This window comes from Pragia fontium DSM 5563 = ATCC 49100 (assembly GCF_900112475.1).
GTDB lineage: Bacteria > Pseudomonadota > Gammaproteobacteria > Enterobacterales > Enterobacteriaceae > Pragia > Pragia fontium.
The window spans coordinates 175077-191373 of the sequence record NZ_FOLW01000005.1; the positions used below are offsets into that span (position 1 = coordinate 175077).

The window sequence follows — 16297 nt, forward strand, 5'->3', positions numbered from 1 at the left end:
ATGGATGCATCAATAAATAAACAGAATAACCAGCCTCATTTATATAAAACGCTGTTTGCCACTTGCATTGGTAATGCGCTGGAATGGTTTGATATTGCGGTTTACGCTTTCTTTGCCAGTTACATTGCGCGGGCATTTTTCCCCAATGAAAATGAAACCATTTCGTTAATTATTACTTTCGGTACTTTTGGACTGTCGTTTTTAATCCGACCTTTTGGTGCTGTTATTCTGGGGGCTTATGCTGACAGAGCGGGGCGAAAGGCGTCACTCTTGATGTCCATTGCATTAATGATGCTGGGATGCTTGATGATCGCCGTGATGCCCACTTACGCCACCATAGGTATTAGTGCGCCAATTTTGATTATGGTTGCCCGGTTGATTCAAGGATTTTCCGCCGGTGGTGAATTTGGTAGTTCCACGGCATTTTTAGTTGAGCATTTTCCAGAACGTAAAACGTTTATTGCCAGTTGGCAGTTTGCGACTCAAGGCGTGAGCTCACTATTGGCTGCACTATTTGGCTTTGTTTTGTCCAGCGTATTAACCCAAGAACAATTGTATGATTGGGGATGGCGCGTTCCATTCTTTTTTGGTTTGATAATCGGCCCGGTAGGACTGTACATTCGTCGACATGTGCATGAGTCAAAAACGTTTTCTCAGGCGGAGAAGTCGGCAAATCCGATAAAAGAGATTGTTCAGACGCAGAAGAAACTGTTTTTTATTGCCAGCGGACTGATGGTTATCTCCACGGCGATTAACTATATGCTGAACTATATTCCCGCCTATGCCACTAAAACGCTGGGCTTGCCTGCGACGACTGCATTTGGTGCAACGATCGTTTCCGGCGCTATTCTCATGATATTGACGCCGTTTGTGGGATTATGGGCGGAGAAAAAAGGTCGTTTCCCGTTGATGGTCGGTTCGCTGGTGGTGTTATTGATCACCGTGTATCCTGGATTCTGGTTAATGATTCACTACCTCAGCGCAGTATCATTAATTTTACTGGTAGGTTGGTTGGCGATATTAAAGTCGATTTATTTTGCCACCGTGCCTTCGATGATGGCCGATATTTTCCCAACCAGAACGCGAGCTACCGGTATGGCCGTCAGCTATAACGTAGCCGTCACGCTATTTGGTGGTTTTGCACCGATGTTCTGCACCTTATTGATTAGCATGACTGGAGACAACTTATCCCCGAGTTATTATTTAATTGTCGTCGGGTTTATGAGTCTGTTAGCCATACAGCAAGCTTATCAACTTAATCGGAAATAATGGAAGTAGGGTGGCCATTGCATGATGGCCGCTCTTTTAATCTGACGCCGCAGTGCGGTTTTTGATGCGTTGCTGCTCTGGGCTGAGTGCTAACGCCGTTTGATTAAATGACAGAAATTGATATTCCCCTGACTTAAACCCGCCATATGACTAAAGGCGGGCAAAGCGTATCAGGGGAACCGATTAGGGGATATCAAACCTGCGGTAGCAGGCCAAATACGATACCTATTTGGATAAAAATAATAGCAACGCCAAAACACAGAGCCAGTATTACCCCCAAAGACCCACCAGGTACCCGGTAACCTTCGGTGTGCTGTTTACGCGCTTGAATGACCAGCATAGCTGGTAGTAGCAACGCCAGAACCGACAGGGCAATCGCCGCATAACCTAGCGCAATAATAAAACCTTTCTGATAAAACAGGGCGAACATCAGCGGTGGTAAAAAGGTGATCAGGCCCGTCTGTAAACGACCTGAGGTGCTATTGTTGCGCTTAAACAGGTCAGCCAGATAGTCAAATAATCCCAGGGCAACGCCTAAGAATGAGGTGGCTAATGCCAATGCGGAGAACAAGCGCACCGAGATTTCAACGCTTGGAGTATTCACCACTTCTTTCACCGCTTGCAGGAGCCCGTTAAGGCCAGATTCCGCAGCAATAATACCGACAAACGTGGTTGAGCTAATAGCGCCCAGCGTAGCCAGTTGCCATAAAATGTAAGCTACCAGCGGAATGGCACTACCAATAATAAAGATTTTACGCAGCTTGGCGGTATCCCCTCCCATATATTTCACAATACTGGGAATGCTGCCGTGGAAGCCGAATGAGGTGAAAATTAATGGAATGGCTGAAATAGCCAAACCTTGTTCCAGCGGTAGCGTGGTCAGGTTGACGCTCTGTACGTGTGGCATCATTAAGGAAAGCATGATCACCAGAAAAACAATTTTGGCGGTAAATAAACAGCGATTAATAAGGTCTACGGAATGGGTACCGATACAAACCACGCCACCACCAACGATGGTAAAGATCAGTGGCCCGGACATATGAGGTAAATCGAGACTGAGGGAATCATTCATACTAACTAACAGTAATTCACCACCACCGCTAATATAAGCAGCGACCAAAGCATACATCAGAAATAACATGGCAAACCCGGCGATCAGGTTTCCTTTGGTGCCCAGATAACGGTGAGCCAAAGTCCCCAAGCCGTCATCGGCATCACTGTATTGATAAACTTCCACCAGCAGCAAGGCGGTGTAGCACATCATCATCCATAGAATAACCAACATAGCAAAGGTTACGCCGAATCCGACGCCTGCCGCAGCGAGTGGCATAGCTAACATACCGGCACCGATGGTGGTACCTGCGACGATAAATATACTGCCTAGGGTGCGATTCCTCACACGAACCTCGATTTATTTTCGTTATGTGAATAGGTTTGATAAACGACAAAATAGCACTGTGGCTATTCATTGTTTATTCATTGCTCGATAGCCCGAAAGCATGGCTACCGGAGGGTTGAAGTAGGGTATGTGAGATAATCAAAGCTGTCAAACTATTGATACGAGGTGTAATTTTATCTTTACATTAAGCTGGGTTTGTGGTTTTTATTTAACCATTGAGCTGATTAAATAAACAAATAAATGCATCGTTGAGCGTATTATTTTAGCTGAATGTCGGTTTTATCCGGCATAAAATAGATTGACCAGCGGCGGGGTAATCCAGTCATCGTGAACAGGAGTCATTAAGATGTTAGTGGTTGAGATGTTAAGTACGGGAGATGAAGTTCTGCATGGGCAAATCGTTGATACCAACGCAGCCTGGCTGGCAGACTGTTTCTTCCAACAGGGATTACCACTCAGTAGCCGGACAACTGTGGGGGATGATTTGGATAGTCTGGTGAATACGATCCTTGAGCGCAGTCATCATGCGGATGTACTGATTGTTAACGGTGGCTTAGGGCCAACCAGTGACGATTTGAGCGCACTGGCGGCAGCAACGGCGCTGGGAGAAGGGTTGGTTGAACACCCTGAGTGGATAGCCTATATGGAAAACTATTTTGCATCCCGTGGGCGCGTGATGTCTGATACTAACCGTAAGCAGGCGATGATCCCGGCAAGTGCAGAATTAGTGGATAATCCGGTGGGTACGGCCTGTGGTTTCTCATTTATGCTTAATGATTGTCTGATGTTTTTTACGCCAGGGGTGCCTTCAGAATTCAAAGTGATGGTAAAAGACCAAATTCTACCGCGCTTACGCCAGCGTTATACTTTGGATGAGCCGCCTCTTTGTTTGCGTTTAACCAGCTTTGGTCGTACCGAAAGTAGTCTGGCTCAGCAGTTTGATGTCCTGACGTTGCCGGAAGGCTGTGTGATGGGCTACCGCTCTTCAATGCCAATTATTGAATTGAAACTGACCGGCCCGGCTAGCCAGCGACAGGAAATGCTACGAAACTGGCAGATCATCAAGCAAGGCGTCGATGACAATCTATTATATGAAGGAACCGAAGGGTTACCGGTTTTAGTGAGTCGTGCTTTGCATCAACGGCAGTTGCAAGTTGCTTTAAGTGAACAGTTTAGTGCGGGTTTACTCAGTTGGAATCTGTCTTTGGTAGGAACAGTACTCAACGGGGCAGAAGTTTACGTTAAGGGGGATGAGCAGACGCTGGAAACACTGCTTTCCCGTGCTTCAGATATTGCCGTGAAAAATAATGCCCAGATTGGTATGGCGATTGGCCAGTATCATGAAGGCTGTCTGTCTTTGGCGCTTTATACCCCAACCGGTTGCTATGCTCAACGCGTACGCTATATGCCTCGTCACCACAGCGTGAAGGTTCAGCAAGATGTTAGTGTGATGCTGATGTTAGATATGTTGTCTCGCTGGTTAAACCAGCGCACTATTTTTGGTCATTACGAGTGGCTGGAACAGGCTGAAACTCTGGCTCATTAATCGCAATTAATAGTTACCCTAATCCCTACAGCATGCTTAATATGATGTTGTAGGGATTTTTGTTAGTTATGTAGGTTCATGACCTCTGATTTTTTTATCAGTTAATAACAGAAAACTTGACCATATCGAAGGAAATGAAAGAGTTAGTCCATTATTGTGTAGGCAAATTGTAATGGTGAAATGACAGATATAAGGACATTTATGGAAAAGCGTTATTGGGTAGGGATATGCATTCTGTTATTAACGGCTTGTGTTGCTCCGAATGAGGAAGCAATGATACCGACCATCTCTGAAGCTGATAGTGCGGTAAAAAATGCGTTTTTACACGATGCCAAACAGCATGATAATTCAATGGCAATGGATATGGTAAAAAACGATATTGGTAGCTTACAGATTATGGCGGTTGATAATTGCGAAATTCAGGAACCGGATGCGATGGTGTGTGACGTTTATTCTGATTTTAAACCGGCGGGATCTCATGAAGTCAGAAGTAATCGCGATAAGGTAGGCTTTGTGAAAACTGATGGCGAATGGGTAGCGAAACTACATAAGCCACAGCTTCGCGGTTTTGATGAGTAGTTAAAGTGTATTGAATGTTAATCGATATCCCGGTTTTAACCGGGATATCGGCGTCAATGAGGTATAACTTCACTGTCGGTCTGCTGTTTACTCGAGTGATAAAAACTTATAGTTCAAAATCACTCAGGTCGTCAGCATTAACTTCAGAGTCAATTTGGCCGACTAGATAAGAGCTCACTTCTACTTCCTGTGGGGCGACCTGAACGTTATCAGAGACCAACCAAGCATTGATCCACGGAATTGGGTTAGAGCGAGTTTCAAACGGTAATTCCAGCCCAACCGCTTGCATACGAATATTAGTAATATATTCCACATACTGGCACAGAATATCTTTATTCAGGCCAATCATCGAGCCGTCGCGGAACAGGTAGTCAGCCCATTCTTTCTCTTGCTGAGCAGCCAGCACAAACAGGTCGTAGCATTGCTGTTGGCATTCTTTGGCAATTTCCACCATTTCCGGATCGTCATTACCCAAACGCATCAGATTAATCATATGCTGGGTGCCGGTTAAGTGCAGCGCTTCATCACGGGCAATCAGACGGATAATTTTGGCATTACCTTCCATCAGTTCGCGTTCAGCAAAAGCAAATGAGCAGGCGAAGCTAACATAAAAACGAATGGCTTCTAGTGCGTTAACGCTCATCAGACACAGATAAAGCTGCTTTTTCAGGGCACGCAGGCTTATGGTAACGCTTTTACCATTAATTTGGTGGGTACCTTCACCCAGCAAATGATAGTAGTTGCTCAGTCGAATCAGATCGTCGTAATAGCCGGAGATATCCTTGGCGCGCTTGAGAATCTCTTCGTTAGACACGATATCGTCAAAGACAATTGCAGGGTCATTAACGATATTACGGATAATATGAGTATAAGAACGGGAGTGAATGGTCTCGGAGAATGACCAGGTTTCCACCCAGGTTTCTAACTCAGGAATAGAGATCAACGGCAGAAAAGCCACGTTTGGGCTACGGCCCTGAATAGAATCCAGTAGGGTCTGATACTTCAGATTACTGATGAAAATATGTTTTTCGTGTTCAGGCAAGGCTTGATAGTCAATACGATCGCGCGAGACATCCACTTCTTCCGGACGCCAGAAGAAAGAGAGTTGTTTTTCAATCAGTTTCTCAAACAGCTCATGTTTTTGCTGATCGTAGCGGGCCACGTTAACTGGCTGGCCAAAGAACATGGGTTCTTGTAGTTGATCGTTCTTATTTTGAGAGAACGTCGTGTAAGTGTGAGCCATAATTTATCCCTGTCATAAGGGGGCAAATGCCCCCCTGAAATTCATTAGATCTTACAAGCGCCGCTTTCGCAGCCATCGTCGTCTTGCTTAGCCGGTAATAAATCTTCCTGAGAATCCTCAGCACCATCACGGGTGTTTTGGTAGTAAAGGGTTTTTACACCATATTTATAAGCCGTTAGCAGATCTTTCAATAGTTGCTTCATCGGGACTTTTCCACCCGGGAAGCGGCTTGGATCGTAGTTAGTATTGGCGGAAATCGACTGATCGATAAATTTCTGCATTAGGCCAACCAGATGCAGGTAACCGTCGTTGCTCGGTAGATCCCATAATAATTCATAGGAATTGTGCAGTTTTTCGTAATCCGGTACTACCTGACGCAGAATACCATCTTTCGATGCCTTGATACTGATATAACCGCGCGGTGGTTCAATACCGTTAGTGGCATTAGAGATCTGCGATGAAGTCTCTGATGGCATTAGGGCTGACAGCGTGGAGTTGCGTAAACCATGAGTTTTAATGCTTTGGCGCAGTGCTTCCCAATCATAATGAAGTGGTTCATTACATAATGAATCCAGATCTTTTTTGTAGTTATCAATGGGCAGAATACCTTTGGCGTAACGCGTTTCGTTAAACCATGGGCATGGGCCTTGTTCACGAGCCAGTTCGTTGGAGGCTTTTAACAAATAATATTGAATGGCTTCAAAAGCTCTGTGGGTCAGGCCGTTGGCGCTGCCGTCTGAGTAGCGTACGCCGTTTTTAGCCAGATAATAAGCGTAGTTAATCACGCCAATACCCAAGGTACGACGCCCCATAGAACCGCGTTGAGCGGCCAGAATTGGGTAGTCTTGATAGTCCAGCAATGCATCCAGAGAACGAACCGCCAGCACGGCTAAATCTTCCAGCTCGTCCAGACTGTCAATGGCACCTAAGTTAAATGCTGAAAGCGTACACAGGGCAATTTCACCTTTTTCGTCATTGATATCGTCCAGCGGCTTGGTTGGCAGGGCAATTTCCAGACACAGGTTAGATTGACGAACCGGTGCAACAGTCGGATCAAACGGGCTATGGGTATTACAGTGGTCAACGTTTTGAATATAAATACGGCCGGTAGAAGCACGTTCCTGCATCATCAGAGAGAACAGTTCAACAGCTTTTATCTGACGCTGACGAATAGAGGAATCAGCCTCATATTTCGTATATAACCGCTCAAATTCGTCCTGATCGGCGAAGAAGGCGTCGTACAGTCCCGGAACATCTGACGGGCTGAACAGAGTAATACTTTCGTTTTTAACCAAACGCTGATACATCAGTTTGTTCAACTGAACACCGTAGTCCATATGACGCACGCGGTTTTCTTCCACTCCGCGGTTGTTTCTTAATACCAGCAGGCTTTCCACTTCCAAATGCCATAACGGATAAAATACGGTGGCTGCTCCGCCGCGTACGCCGCCCTGAGAGCAGGATTTTACCGCCGTTTGGAAGTGTTTATAGAATGGGATACAGCCAGTATGGAATGCTTCACCGTTGCGAATCGGGCTACCTTGAGCACGGATTCTACCGGCATTAATCCCGATACCTGCGCGTTGAGAAACATACTTAACAATGGCACTAGAAGTGGCATTGATTGAATCTAAACTATCGCCACACTCAATTAATACGCAAGAGCTGAACTGGCGAGTAGGGGTACGCACGCCAGCCATAATCGGGGTTGGCAGTGAGATTTTAAACGTGGAAATGGCGTCATAAAAACGTTTCACATAGTCCAAACGGGTTTCGCGTGGGTAACGTGAGAACAGGCAGGCCGCCACTAAAATATAAAGGAACTGGGCACTTTCGTATACTTCACCAGTAACGCGGTTTTGAACCAGATATTTCCCTTCCAGCTGTTTAACGGCCGCATAGGAGAAATTCATATCACGCCAGTGATCGATAAAGGAATCCATCTGCTCAAGCTCTTCCTGAGTATAATCTTCCAGCAGATGTTTATCGTATTTGCCTTGTTCAACCATGTCTTTCACATGTGCATATAGCGCTGGTGGTTCAAACTGACCATAGGCTTTTTTACGCAGGTGGAAAATGGCCAGACGGGCTGCCATATATTGATAGTCAGGAGAGTCACGTGAAATTAAGTCTGCCGCAGCTCGGATAATCGTCTCATGGATATCTGAGGTTCTAATCCCATCATAAAACTGGATGTGTGAGCGTAACTCAACTTGAGAAACAGAAACGTTTTCTAAGCCTTCCGCTGCCCAGTCGAGAACCCGATGAATCTTATCGAGATTAATGCGTTCCTTGCTGCCATCGCGTTTAGTGACTAATAGACTTTGATTCATAGCGTAATACTACCTTTCCGTAAGGACTGTGTGATTTAATTCAGGTATTCGTAATGTTACGAGCCTTGTGTGGTTTCGTAACTAAAACACAATATATAGGGGTGTTTAGGAATATAAGCTACAAGATAGTGTTCTATGATGTTTTTTGCAAGTGAACAAAATCGGGCAAATGTGTGGATAACTTTTGGGATAAGCGCGCTAAGTTACCGTGGTATCGGAGGTTATTAACCAATGGTCTTATGATAATAGGATACTTATTTTTGGTAAAATATTTTTCAACTGCCGCTTTATTCAACACTTGGACTTTTACTCAACAATAAGCGTTGACAAACGACGTTGTTAACGCTTTAGCAACATAATAATCATTCATCGCGCGTACAGTGAACCATATAGTTAACGTCAACATTTCCGCCTAACTTAAATGACTTCATGAGGGGATTGTAATGTAACCCGGTCATATGGCGTTCACGTAGCGTAGTGCTATCAATCCAGCTTATTAGTTCGGATGGACGAATAAATTTATTAACGTCATGGGTGCCTTTCGGCACCATGTTCATCACATATTCTGCACCAACCACCAGCATGAGCCAAGCTTTGGTATTACGGTTAATGGTTGAGAAAAATACATGACCACCTGGTTTGACTAACCGGGCACAGGCTTGGACAACCGATGCCGGATCGGGAACATGCTCCAGCATTTCCATACAGGTTACAATATCGTACTGTTCGGCGTGTTCTGTGGCATGGGCTTCAACGGTTTGCTGAACATATTCAACCGGTAGGGCGCTTTCCAGTGCATGCAAACGGGCAACCTGTAAAGGTTCTGAGCCCATGTCCAATCCCGTGACCAGTGCACCTTCTCTGGCCATACTTTCAGACAGAATACCGCCACCGCAGCCGACATCGAGAATTTTCTTGCCAAAGATACCGTTGGCGCGTTGCTGAATATAGTCCAGACGCAGCGGATTTATTTGGTGTAATGGTTTAAACTCACCTTCGAGATCCCACCAGCGTGAGGCGACTGCTTCAAATTTAGCAATCTCTTTGTGATCGACGTTTTCTGATGAGTTCATACGGCATACCTGAATGGGTGATATTAGAGAAGGGCAATTATACCTGAGTTCATAATAAATTTGTCATCTTGTCTTTGTGAACTGTTTTTTCTAACTAAATAAATGCGTTAGCTTTTCCGGATTCATCAGCGTTGATAAGACCTTACTTATCATAGGGTGTGAAGATTTATCTTCGTAGACTAAGATAAAGCGGTGAAAATTAGAAACAAGCTGCGTTATGTGATATAATTTTGCACCTTTTCCGGGCTGATAATATTAGAGGGATAGCGGCTCCATGAGCGACCTTGCCAGAGAAATTATGCCGGTCAATATCGAAGATGAGCTTAAAAACTCTTATCTTGACTATGCGATGTCCGTTATTGTTGGGCGCGCATTACCAGATGTTCGAGATGGACTGAAGCCAGTACACCGTCGCGTATTATTCGCAATGAACGTACTCGGTAATGATTGGAATAAACCATATAAAAAATCGGCGCGTGTAGTCGGCGACGTAATCGGTAAATACCATCCGCACGGTGATAGTGCTGTCTACGATACGATTGTTCGTATGGCACAGCCATTCTCCTTGCGTTATATGCTGGTCGATGGTCAAGGGAACTTTGGTTCCATTGACGGTGACTCAGCCGCAGCAATGCGTTATACCGAAATTCGTATGTCGAAGATGGCTCACGACCTGTTGGCGGATCTTGATAAAGAAACCGTTGACTTCGGGCCAAACTACGACGGAACAGAACAAATTCCTACCGTATTGCCTACCAGAATACCTAACCTGCTGGTTAATGGTTCTTCTGGTATTGCGGTCGGTATGGCAACTAACATACCGCCACATAACCTGGTTGAGGTCATCAACGGTTGTTTGGCTTTTATAGAGGATGAAAACATTACCCTTGAAGGGCTGATGGAACACATCCCAGGACCTGACTTCCCGACCGCCGCGATTATTAACGGCCGTCGTGGTATCGAAGAAGCATACCGAACTGGCCGTGGTAAAATTTACCTCCGCGCTCGTGCTGAAATCGAAACCGATGAGAAGACGAGTCGTGAAACGATTATTGTTCATGAGATCCCGTATCAGGTGAACAAAGCTCGCTTAATCGAAAAGATTGCCGAGCTGGTAAAAGACAAGAAAGTTGAAGGCATTAGTGCTCTGCGCGACGAGTCGGACAAAGACGGTATGCGTGTTGTGATTGAAGTGAAGCGTGATTCCGTTGCGGAAGTCGTGCTGAATAATCTTTATTCACAAACTCAACTTCAGGTCACTTTTGGTATCAACATGGTTGCCCTGCATCAGGGACAGCCAAAATTGTTGGGCCTGAAAGAGATGTTGGAGGCGTTTGTTCGCCACCGCCGTGAAGTGGTTACGCGCCGGACTATTTTTGAACTGCGTAAAGCCCGTGAGCGTGCACACATCCTGGAAGGTCTGGCGATTGCACTGGCCAATATTGATCCGATTATTGAACTGATTCGCTCTGCGTCGACGCCTGCGGAAGCAAAAGTCGCGCTATTGGCTCGGGCATGGGATCTGGGTAACGTTGCAGCGATGCTTGAGCGCGCTGGTAATGATGCCGCTCGCCCTGAGTGGTTGGAACCTGAGTTTGGAATTCGTGATAACCAGTATTATCTGACCGAACAACAGGCACAGGCTATTCTTGAGCTGCGTTTACACCGTTTGACCGGCCTTGAGCATGAAAAACTGCTGGATGAATATAAAGAACTGTTGATGCAAATTGCGGCACTGATCTTTATTTTGGAAAATCCAGAGCGCTTAATGGAAGTGATTCGTGAAGAGCTTGAAGCCATTCGCGATCAGTATAACGATCCACGCCGCACTGAAATTACTGCGAATACTGCCGATATCAATATCGAAGATTTGATTGAGCAGGAAAACGTGGTTGTGACCTTATCGCATCAGGGCTATGTGAAGTATCAGCCTCTGTCTGATTACGAAGCACAGCGTCGCGGTGGTAAAGGTAAGTCAGCAGCACGCATTAAAGAAGAAGACTTTATTGATCGTCTGTTGGTAGCCAATACCCATGATACGATTCTTTGCTTCTCCAGCCGTGGTCGTTTGTACTGGCTAAAAGTTTATCAGTTGCCAGAAGCCAGCCGCGGAGCCCGCGGTCGTCCAATCATTAATATTCTGCCGCTGGAACCGAATGAGCGTATTACCGCTATTCTACCGGTGCGTGAATATGAAGCTGGGCTGAACATCTTTATGGCTACCGCTAGCGGTACCGTGAAGAAAACGCAATTAACTGAATTCAGCCGCCCACGTAGCGCTGGTATTATTGCGGTTAATCTGAAGGAAGGCGATGAGCTTATTGGCGTTGACTTAACTAATGGTAGTAGTGAAGTCATGCTGTTCTCTGCCAAAGGTAAAGTAGTTCGCTTCTCTGAGAAACACGTACGTTCTATGGGACGTACCGCTGGTGGCGTTCGCGGTATCAGATTAGCGGATGATGATAGAGTGGTTTCACTGATCATTCCTAATATTGATGGTGCTGTTTTAGTCGGCAATGCTGATGAACTACTGGTAAGCGATGCTGAAGATCTCAATATTGAAAATGCTGATATTGAAGCGTTGGATATTGAAGCGTTGGATATTGAAGATATCGAAGCCGAAGAGTTAATCGTTGAAGAAGATGAAGATATTGACGGTTCAGAGGAAGATTCTTCCACTGGTATTGGCGATATTCTTACCGTAACTGAAAACGGATTCGGAAAACGTACGCCTTTGTCCAGCTACCCAGTCAAGTCTCGCGGTACTAAAGGCGTTATCTCGATTAAGGTGAGTGAGCGCAACGGTAATGTTGTCGGTGCGGTTCAGGTCGATCACTGCGATCAAATTATGATGATTACCGATGCAGGTACTTTAGTGCGTACTCGCGTATCGGAAGTTAGCGTAGTTGGCCGTAATGCTCAAGGTGTAACGCTGATTCGTACAGCGGAAGATGAGAATGTGGTTGGTCTGCAGCGCGTTGTTGAGCCTGAAGACGATGATGAAGAAATTTCTTGCGGTGATGAAGATGAGCAAGAAATGTCGAATGCACCATCAGCAGACGTTGCCGGTGATGCTACAGATGAGCCGAAAGACGAATAATCTGTCAGCTTAATCTATTAAAAAAGCCAGCATAATGCTGGCTTTTTTATTGGCTGTTATTTAAGCGTTAAATCAGCTATCGGAAATAAGTGGTTTGGTCATCGATATAAGCGGTATATATAAATTGAATAAAATACTACCGGCTGAAGCTAGTGATATAAAAATATAATAATATCTTTTAATTAACTACTCTTATTGGTTTTTAAGTAATAGGGTTTTTATTATTAAATTTTCCTATTTATTTGATAATGTTGATTTTTTAGTGTCTTAAATGTGTGAGCTCGTTCAAGAATAATGCATTGAATTTTTTCGCTTGGTGAGTTTTACATTTGCTATTGATATGATGAAAAAGAAAATAACATACTAATATTAATTATAATTTTTGAGGTAGGGATGAAAAAAATACTACTGGTTGTTCCTATGATTTTAGCGCTTTCGGCGTGTAAAATTGATATGGCATCAAAGATGAATTTTTCTGATTTAACGTCAGAAACGCCCAAAGAAGTATCGGGTATGATTACCGTCGAAGTTCCTGCTTGTAACGACTATCGAGATTCAAGAAAAGAATCCAAGTCATTGACTGAAGCTAAGACTAAGATCCCAGGTGTGTTTGCTGGAGCTAAATTTAAAGAGTGTTACACCAGTAATATGAAGTCTCTGGCTGTTTTTGACACCGTGTTCCATGCGGGTAAAGTGGTTGACGGAAATATTACACAAGACGTTCTATTTTACGGCAATGAAAATATTGGTTTAGGTATTGCTATTTCGGAGTCTTTTAAAAATAAGATAAAGAAATCAATGGATAGATTATCGCTGGGTGTAACAAAGCTTAATATTTTAGTTGAAGTAAAAAACGATTCAGCCAGCGACTTAAAATTAATTTTCTTATCTTCGTATGTAAATTTTGGTGATAAGAAATATACGCCTATTATTTACAGCGATCTGGCCGTGAAAAAAGACAGTACTTTTACGGTTAAATTGTCAGATACATCGGTCGATCATTTAATCGAAAATAGAGCTACGATACTAGCGATACGCTCTCAATAAGCAACGTTATTATAGCGAATTGTTAGAAAAACTAGACTGCACCTAAAAAGTTGGATATCAACTGGTTAAGGTGCAGTTTTTGTATACACATATTTATGTGCTTGTAGATTGCTTGATAACTTAAACTTAAGCATTACTGGTAAGCATCAAACCAGTCATCTGCACTTTCCCAAGTTTGCTGTAAGATTTCAGTGACCAGTTCTTTATCCGTTTTCATTCCGCCCAGCACGGTAACGTCATTGGCGGTGCCACGACGAACCCTGACCCGAACATCGGCAAAATGACAAAACAGGCGTTTTTCAAGCTCTTCCTTTAATGCGGCTTCAGCCCCTGCTGGCAATCGATCTTCTTTGCGTATAGAAATTTCAACTTGCATCTTGAACCTCAATAGCACTGTTTAAAATACTGTATATATATATAGTATATTAAGGCGATTTTATAATGCAACAGGATATTGATTTTTAACGCGGTCAATAGGCTGTTTATTGCAATAACTATAATAATTTCATTAAGATATCCATAAGTATTGTTTGCGTATAATGAGGTAAACGCGCTTTAGTTAAGGATATTCATTCTGATATCTTAATTTGCGGAAGGGGAAAACTCATGGAGAAGAGCGATGTTGGTCATAGGAAGAATGATAATAACTTAAAAGAACCCGCATTGAGCGGGTTCTTACTGCGCCGAAAGTCTAGGCGTTAGATTCTTCGCGCAAGATATTGTAGAGCTCATCTTTGATGCGCAACTTTTCTTTTTTTAACTGTGAAATTTGATCGTTAAGCGTATTACGGCTGACGGCTTCTAGCCGGAGGATTTCGTGGTCTAACTTATTATGTTTATCGAACAGCGAATGAAAACGAGTATGAGTAGTTTTAAGCTGAGAGATTAGATCTCTGTATTCTGGAAACATAACACCTCCCTAAAATAATGTACGAATTATTATTATAGTCAGCGAATAGCATATATAAATCGGATGAATGTCACATTGTGAAGCTGTTGATAGAAAATAAAGTTATCGATGGAATTAACTAGTTACTTGCCACTGATTATTCGGTAGTAAGTTTTATATAATATCGCAAAATAAAAGCTGCTAATAAATCAGCAGCTTTGGATTTATAGGTTATTAAAGAATAGGAAGGGCAATACTTGCTACCATTGCGGCACCAGAGAGGCTAGTCCCGACAATCCCTGCCGCCATAACTGCGAAACCCAGACCACCGGTAAGCGGCCCACTAATTGCTCCCAAAACGATGGTCGGAATAAACAAACTAAGACCAATTCCAGCTGGTACTGCTAATAAGCCAAATCCGCCATTTACCGTTTCAATTTCTGCCAGAGTTAATTCTTTCATTATGTACTTCCTTATAAGAATGATAAAAAATAGTATTTATTTTGTTGCATTCGTATAGTACATAACTGCTGGTCATTAATCTTATGGGATTTATCTTTATTTATTTTCTTGATTCTTAGTGCTAATTATTTTCCTAGAGTATGGCGTATTTTTTACTTATATCTTGTAAGGTGTTTTGTTTATCCAAAATCTAATTATAACCACAGGTTTTATAATGTTTTTTATGATGGGTTTTGAAGGAGGTGTCCAGATAGGAATAAATGTTTTTATAAATCTCTTATTTATTCTGAAATATTTATTATAATGTTAATTCTGTTTCTATAAATAAATCATGATAATAAAAATATATGATTTTTAACGTTGTATAACGTTATATTACAGAGATTTTTAATATATTGTAACGCTGGTAATTTATTCTGTTTCTAACTTAACTGGTTAATGGTTTCGCCTTCGTTAACGCGTTCCGTTGCCCTTCCGTTTCTGCGTTGTAGTTATCGAGTGTACAGTTCTCATATAATTTCTGAATGCTTGAGCGTCCCATCACTGTGCGGATTCTAGCTTGCTTGATAGTCTCGGCGATCTGAGCGCTAGCAATGAGGCCTTGCTCATCGTGCCACGCCCTCAGTTCATCAGCGGTTTTAAACTTCGGTTCAATGTGACTCGGCACCGCTTGCTTAAGGCGAGCTAAAAAATCAAATGCTTTTGTCATTAATCAACGTGATTTTGGTTATCTTCCACACCGCTCCCCTTGAAGGGGATAAATACATATGCCAATAAAAGAACCCCAAAACTACAGCTCATTTAGTTATGTGCTGATTTTAGTCATGACGTTGCTTGGTGCCGTTGCAAGCTACGCCTATCGAATCCTAAACGGTGAAGAATTCCGCTGGTCGATTCTTCTACTACAGGCGATTGTCGCTATTTTTGCTGGTGCTCTGGTTTTGCTTGCCGCGAGTTATTACACATGGGCAGCTGAGTTTGCCAGTGGTATTGCTGGCCTAGCTGGTTGGTCTGGAGCTGAATTTATCAAAGTGCTCGAAAAGCGTTTTCTTAAAAGAATCGGAGGTCAAGGCGATGATAATTAGTCAAAAGGGCATCGACCTAATTAAGGTTTCGAGTCTCGGGAATTGAAAGCTGATGTTTGTCCAGCTGGTGTGTTAACGATCGGATACGGACACATTGAGGGTGTTAGGTGTGGCGATATCATTACCGCGATAGAAGCTGAACAATTGCTTAAAGTTGATCTCGTTAAGTTCGAAAGAGATGTCACTCAGCTTGTTAGGGGCCATTAACTCAGGGGCAATTATGATGCATTGTTTTGTTGCTGCTCCATGCCTGCTGGCTTGGTAATCAACTG

Annotated in this window: 14 protein-coding genes and 1 pseudogene; 7 read left to right on the forward strand and 8 right to left on the reverse strand. The window is 43.5% G+C overall.

Annotation, left to right across the window (positions count from 1 at the left end):
• Positions 1-1269: an MFS transporter gene (locus BMZ28_RS09570; protein WP_047781443.1), complete on the forward strand. Its 1269-nt coding sequence runs from the start codon at positions 1-3 to the stop codon at positions 1267-1269.
• Between the two features lie 193 nt (positions 1270-1462).
• On the opposite strand, the gene tyrP is transcribed toward BMZ28_RS09570, so the two are convergent.
• Complete coding sequence (tyrP, locus tag BMZ28_RS09575) at positions 1463-2668, reverse strand: tyrosine transporter TyrP (RefSeq protein WP_047781442.1); 1206 nt, start codon at positions 2666-2668, stop codon at positions 1463-1465.
• Positions 2669-3014: 346 nt separating this feature from the next.
• Between tyrP and BMZ28_RS09580 the strand changes: the two genes are divergently transcribed.
• Together BMZ28_RS09580 and BMZ28_RS09585 are read left to right on the forward strand one after the other, a co-directional pair.
• Positions 3015-4214: a nicotinamide mononucleotide deamidase-related protein YfaY gene (locus BMZ28_RS09580; protein ID WP_074822709.1), complete on the forward strand. Its 1200-nt coding sequence runs from the start codon at positions 3015-3017 to the stop codon at positions 4212-4214.
• Positions 4215-4415: 201 nt separating this feature from the next.
• Positions 4416-4793: a hypothetical protein gene (locus BMZ28_RS09585; RefSeq protein ID WP_074822712.1), complete on the forward strand. Its 378-nt coding sequence runs from the start codon at positions 4416-4418 to the stop codon at positions 4791-4793.
• A gap of 106 nt (positions 4794-4899) precedes the next feature.
• Here BMZ28_RS09585 and nrdB read toward each other — a convergent pair whose 3' ends face one another.
• The 3 genes from nrdB to ubiG all read right to left on the reverse strand — a co-directional run bounded on the left by nrdB (position 4900) and on the right by ubiG (position 9442).
• Positions 4900-6036: a class Ia ribonucleoside-diphosphate reductase subunit beta gene (gene nrdB, locus BMZ28_RS09590; RefSeq protein WP_047781439.1), complete on the reverse strand. Its 1137-nt coding sequence runs from the start codon at positions 6034-6036 to the stop codon at positions 4900-4902.
• A gap of 44 nt (positions 6037-6080) precedes the next feature.
• Complete coding sequence (gene nrdA, locus BMZ28_RS09595; protein ID WP_047781438.1) at positions 6081-8369, reverse strand: class 1a ribonucleoside-diphosphate reductase subunit alpha; 2289 nt, start codon at positions 8367-8369, stop codon at positions 6081-6083.
• A 362-nt stretch (positions 8370-8731) separates the two neighbouring features.
• Entirely contained in the window at positions 8732-9442 is a 711-nt protein-coding gene (gene ubiG, locus BMZ28_RS09600) for a bifunctional 2-polyprenyl-6-hydroxyphenol methylase/3-demethylubiquinol 3-O-methyltransferase UbiG (protein WP_074822715.1), read from the reverse strand.
• Positions 9443-9716: 274 nt separating this feature from the next.
• Between ubiG and gyrA the strand changes: the two genes are divergently transcribed.
• On the forward strand, positions 9717-12542 hold the full coding sequence (gyrA, locus tag BMZ28_RS09605) for a DNA topoisomerase (ATP-hydrolyzing) subunit A (protein ID WP_074822718.1): 2826 nt from the start codon (positions 9717-9719) through the stop codon (positions 12540-12542).
• Between the two features lie 393 nt (positions 12543-12935).
• Positions 12936-13589 (forward strand): DUF7424 family protein, encoded by a 654-nt coding sequence (locus tag BMZ28_RS09610; RefSeq protein ID WP_074822721.1) that lies wholly within the window; start codon positions 12936-12938, stop codon positions 13587-13589.
• Between the two features lie 133 nt (positions 13590-13722).
• Here the strand turns inward: BMZ28_RS09610 and BMZ28_RS09615 are convergent, their stop codons facing one another.
• The 4 genes from BMZ28_RS09615 to BMZ28_RS09630 all read right to left on the reverse strand — a co-directional run bounded on the left by BMZ28_RS09615 (position 13723) and on the right by BMZ28_RS09630 (position 15649).
• Positions 13723-13965, reverse strand: coding sequence for a DinI-like family protein (locus tag BMZ28_RS09615; RefSeq protein WP_047781435.1), 243 nt, complete (start codon positions 13963-13965; stop codon positions 13723-13725).
• 315 nt (positions 13966-14280) lie between these two features.
• Positions 14281-14499 carry a DUF465 domain-containing protein gene (locus BMZ28_RS09620; RefSeq protein WP_047781434.1) on the reverse strand — a complete coding sequence of 73 codons (219 nt, stop codon included), beginning with the start codon at positions 14497-14499 and terminating at the stop codon, positions 14281-14283.
• Positions 14500-14712: 213 nt separating this feature from the next.
• On the reverse strand, positions 14713-14940 hold the full coding sequence (locus BMZ28_RS09625) for a hypothetical protein (protein ID WP_047781433.1): 228 nt from the start codon (positions 14938-14940) through the stop codon (positions 14713-14715).
• A 427-nt stretch (positions 14941-15367) separates the two neighbouring features.
• Positions 15368-15649: a P-loop NTPase family protein gene (locus BMZ28_RS09630; RefSeq protein WP_074822725.1), complete on the reverse strand. Its 282-nt coding sequence runs from the start codon at positions 15647-15649 to the stop codon at positions 15368-15370.
• Between the two features lie 58 nt (positions 15650-15707).
• Here BMZ28_RS09630 and BMZ28_RS09635 point away from each other — a divergent pair, with 58 nt between their 5' ends.
• Both BMZ28_RS09635 and BMZ28_RS17725 read left to right on the forward strand, forming a co-directional pair.
• Positions 15708-16025 (forward strand): phage holin family protein, encoded by a 318-nt coding sequence (locus BMZ28_RS09635; RefSeq protein WP_074822728.1) that lies wholly within the window; start codon positions 15708-15710, stop codon positions 16023-16025.
• A 39-nt stretch (positions 16026-16064) separates the two neighbouring features.
• Positions 16065-16232 (forward strand): annotated as a pseudogene (locus BMZ28_RS17725) (glycoside hydrolase family protein); the annotation flags it as partial.
• Between the last annotated feature and the right edge of the window lie 65 nt (positions 16233-16297).

What these genes read in the sequence shown, in the direction of transcription:
- ubiG (WP_074822715.1), bottom strand. Translation starts at nt 9,442, where the DNA reads ATGAACTCATCAGAAAACGTCGATCACAAAGAGATTGCTAAATTTGAA.
- BMZ28_RS09580 (WP_074822709.1), top strand. Translation starts at nt 3,015, where the DNA reads ATGTTAGTGGTTGAGATGTTAAGTACGGGAGATGAAGTTCTGCATGGG.
- BMZ28_RS09570 (WP_047781443.1), top strand. Translation starts at nt 1, where the DNA reads ATGGATGCATCAATAAATAAACAGAATAACCAGCCTCATTTATATAAA.
- BMZ28_RS09585 (WP_074822712.1), top strand. Translation starts at nt 4,416, where the DNA reads ATGGAAAAGCGTTATTGGGTAGGGATATGCATTCTGTTATTAACGGCT.
- BMZ28_RS09620 (WP_047781434.1), bottom strand. Translation starts at nt 14,499, where the DNA reads ATGTTTCCAGAATACAGAGATCTAATCTCTCAGCTTAAAACTACTCAT.
- nrdA (WP_047781438.1), bottom strand. Translation starts at nt 8,369, where the DNA reads ATGAATCAAAGTCTATTAGTCACTAAACGCGATGGCAGCAAGGAACGC.
- BMZ28_RS09625 (WP_047781433.1), bottom strand. Translation starts at nt 14,940, where the DNA reads ATGAAAGAATTAACTCTGGCAGAAATTGAAACGGTAAATGGCGGATTT.
- BMZ28_RS09615 (WP_047781435.1), bottom strand. Translation starts at nt 13,965, where the DNA reads ATGCAAGTTGAAATTTCTATACGCAAAGAAGATCGATTGCCAGCAGGG.
- gyrA (WP_074822718.1), top strand. Translation starts at nt 9,717, where the DNA reads ATGAGCGACCTTGCCAGAGAAATTATGCCGGTCAATATCGAAGATGAG.
- BMZ28_RS09635 (WP_074822728.1), top strand. Translation starts at nt 15,708, where the DNA reads ATGCCAATAAAAGAACCCCAAAACTACAGCTCATTTAGTTATGTGCTG.
- BMZ28_RS09630 (WP_074822725.1), bottom strand. Translation starts at nt 15,649, where the DNA reads ATGACAAAAGCATTTGATTTTTTAGCTCGCCTTAAGCAAGCGGTGCCG.
- BMZ28_RS09610 (WP_074822721.1), top strand. Translation starts at nt 12,936, where the DNA reads ATGAAAAAAATACTACTGGTTGTTCCTATGATTTTAGCGCTTTCGGCG.
- nrdB (WP_047781439.1), bottom strand. Translation starts at nt 6,036, where the DNA reads ATGGCTCACACTTACACGACGTTCTCTCAAAATAAGAACGATCAACTA.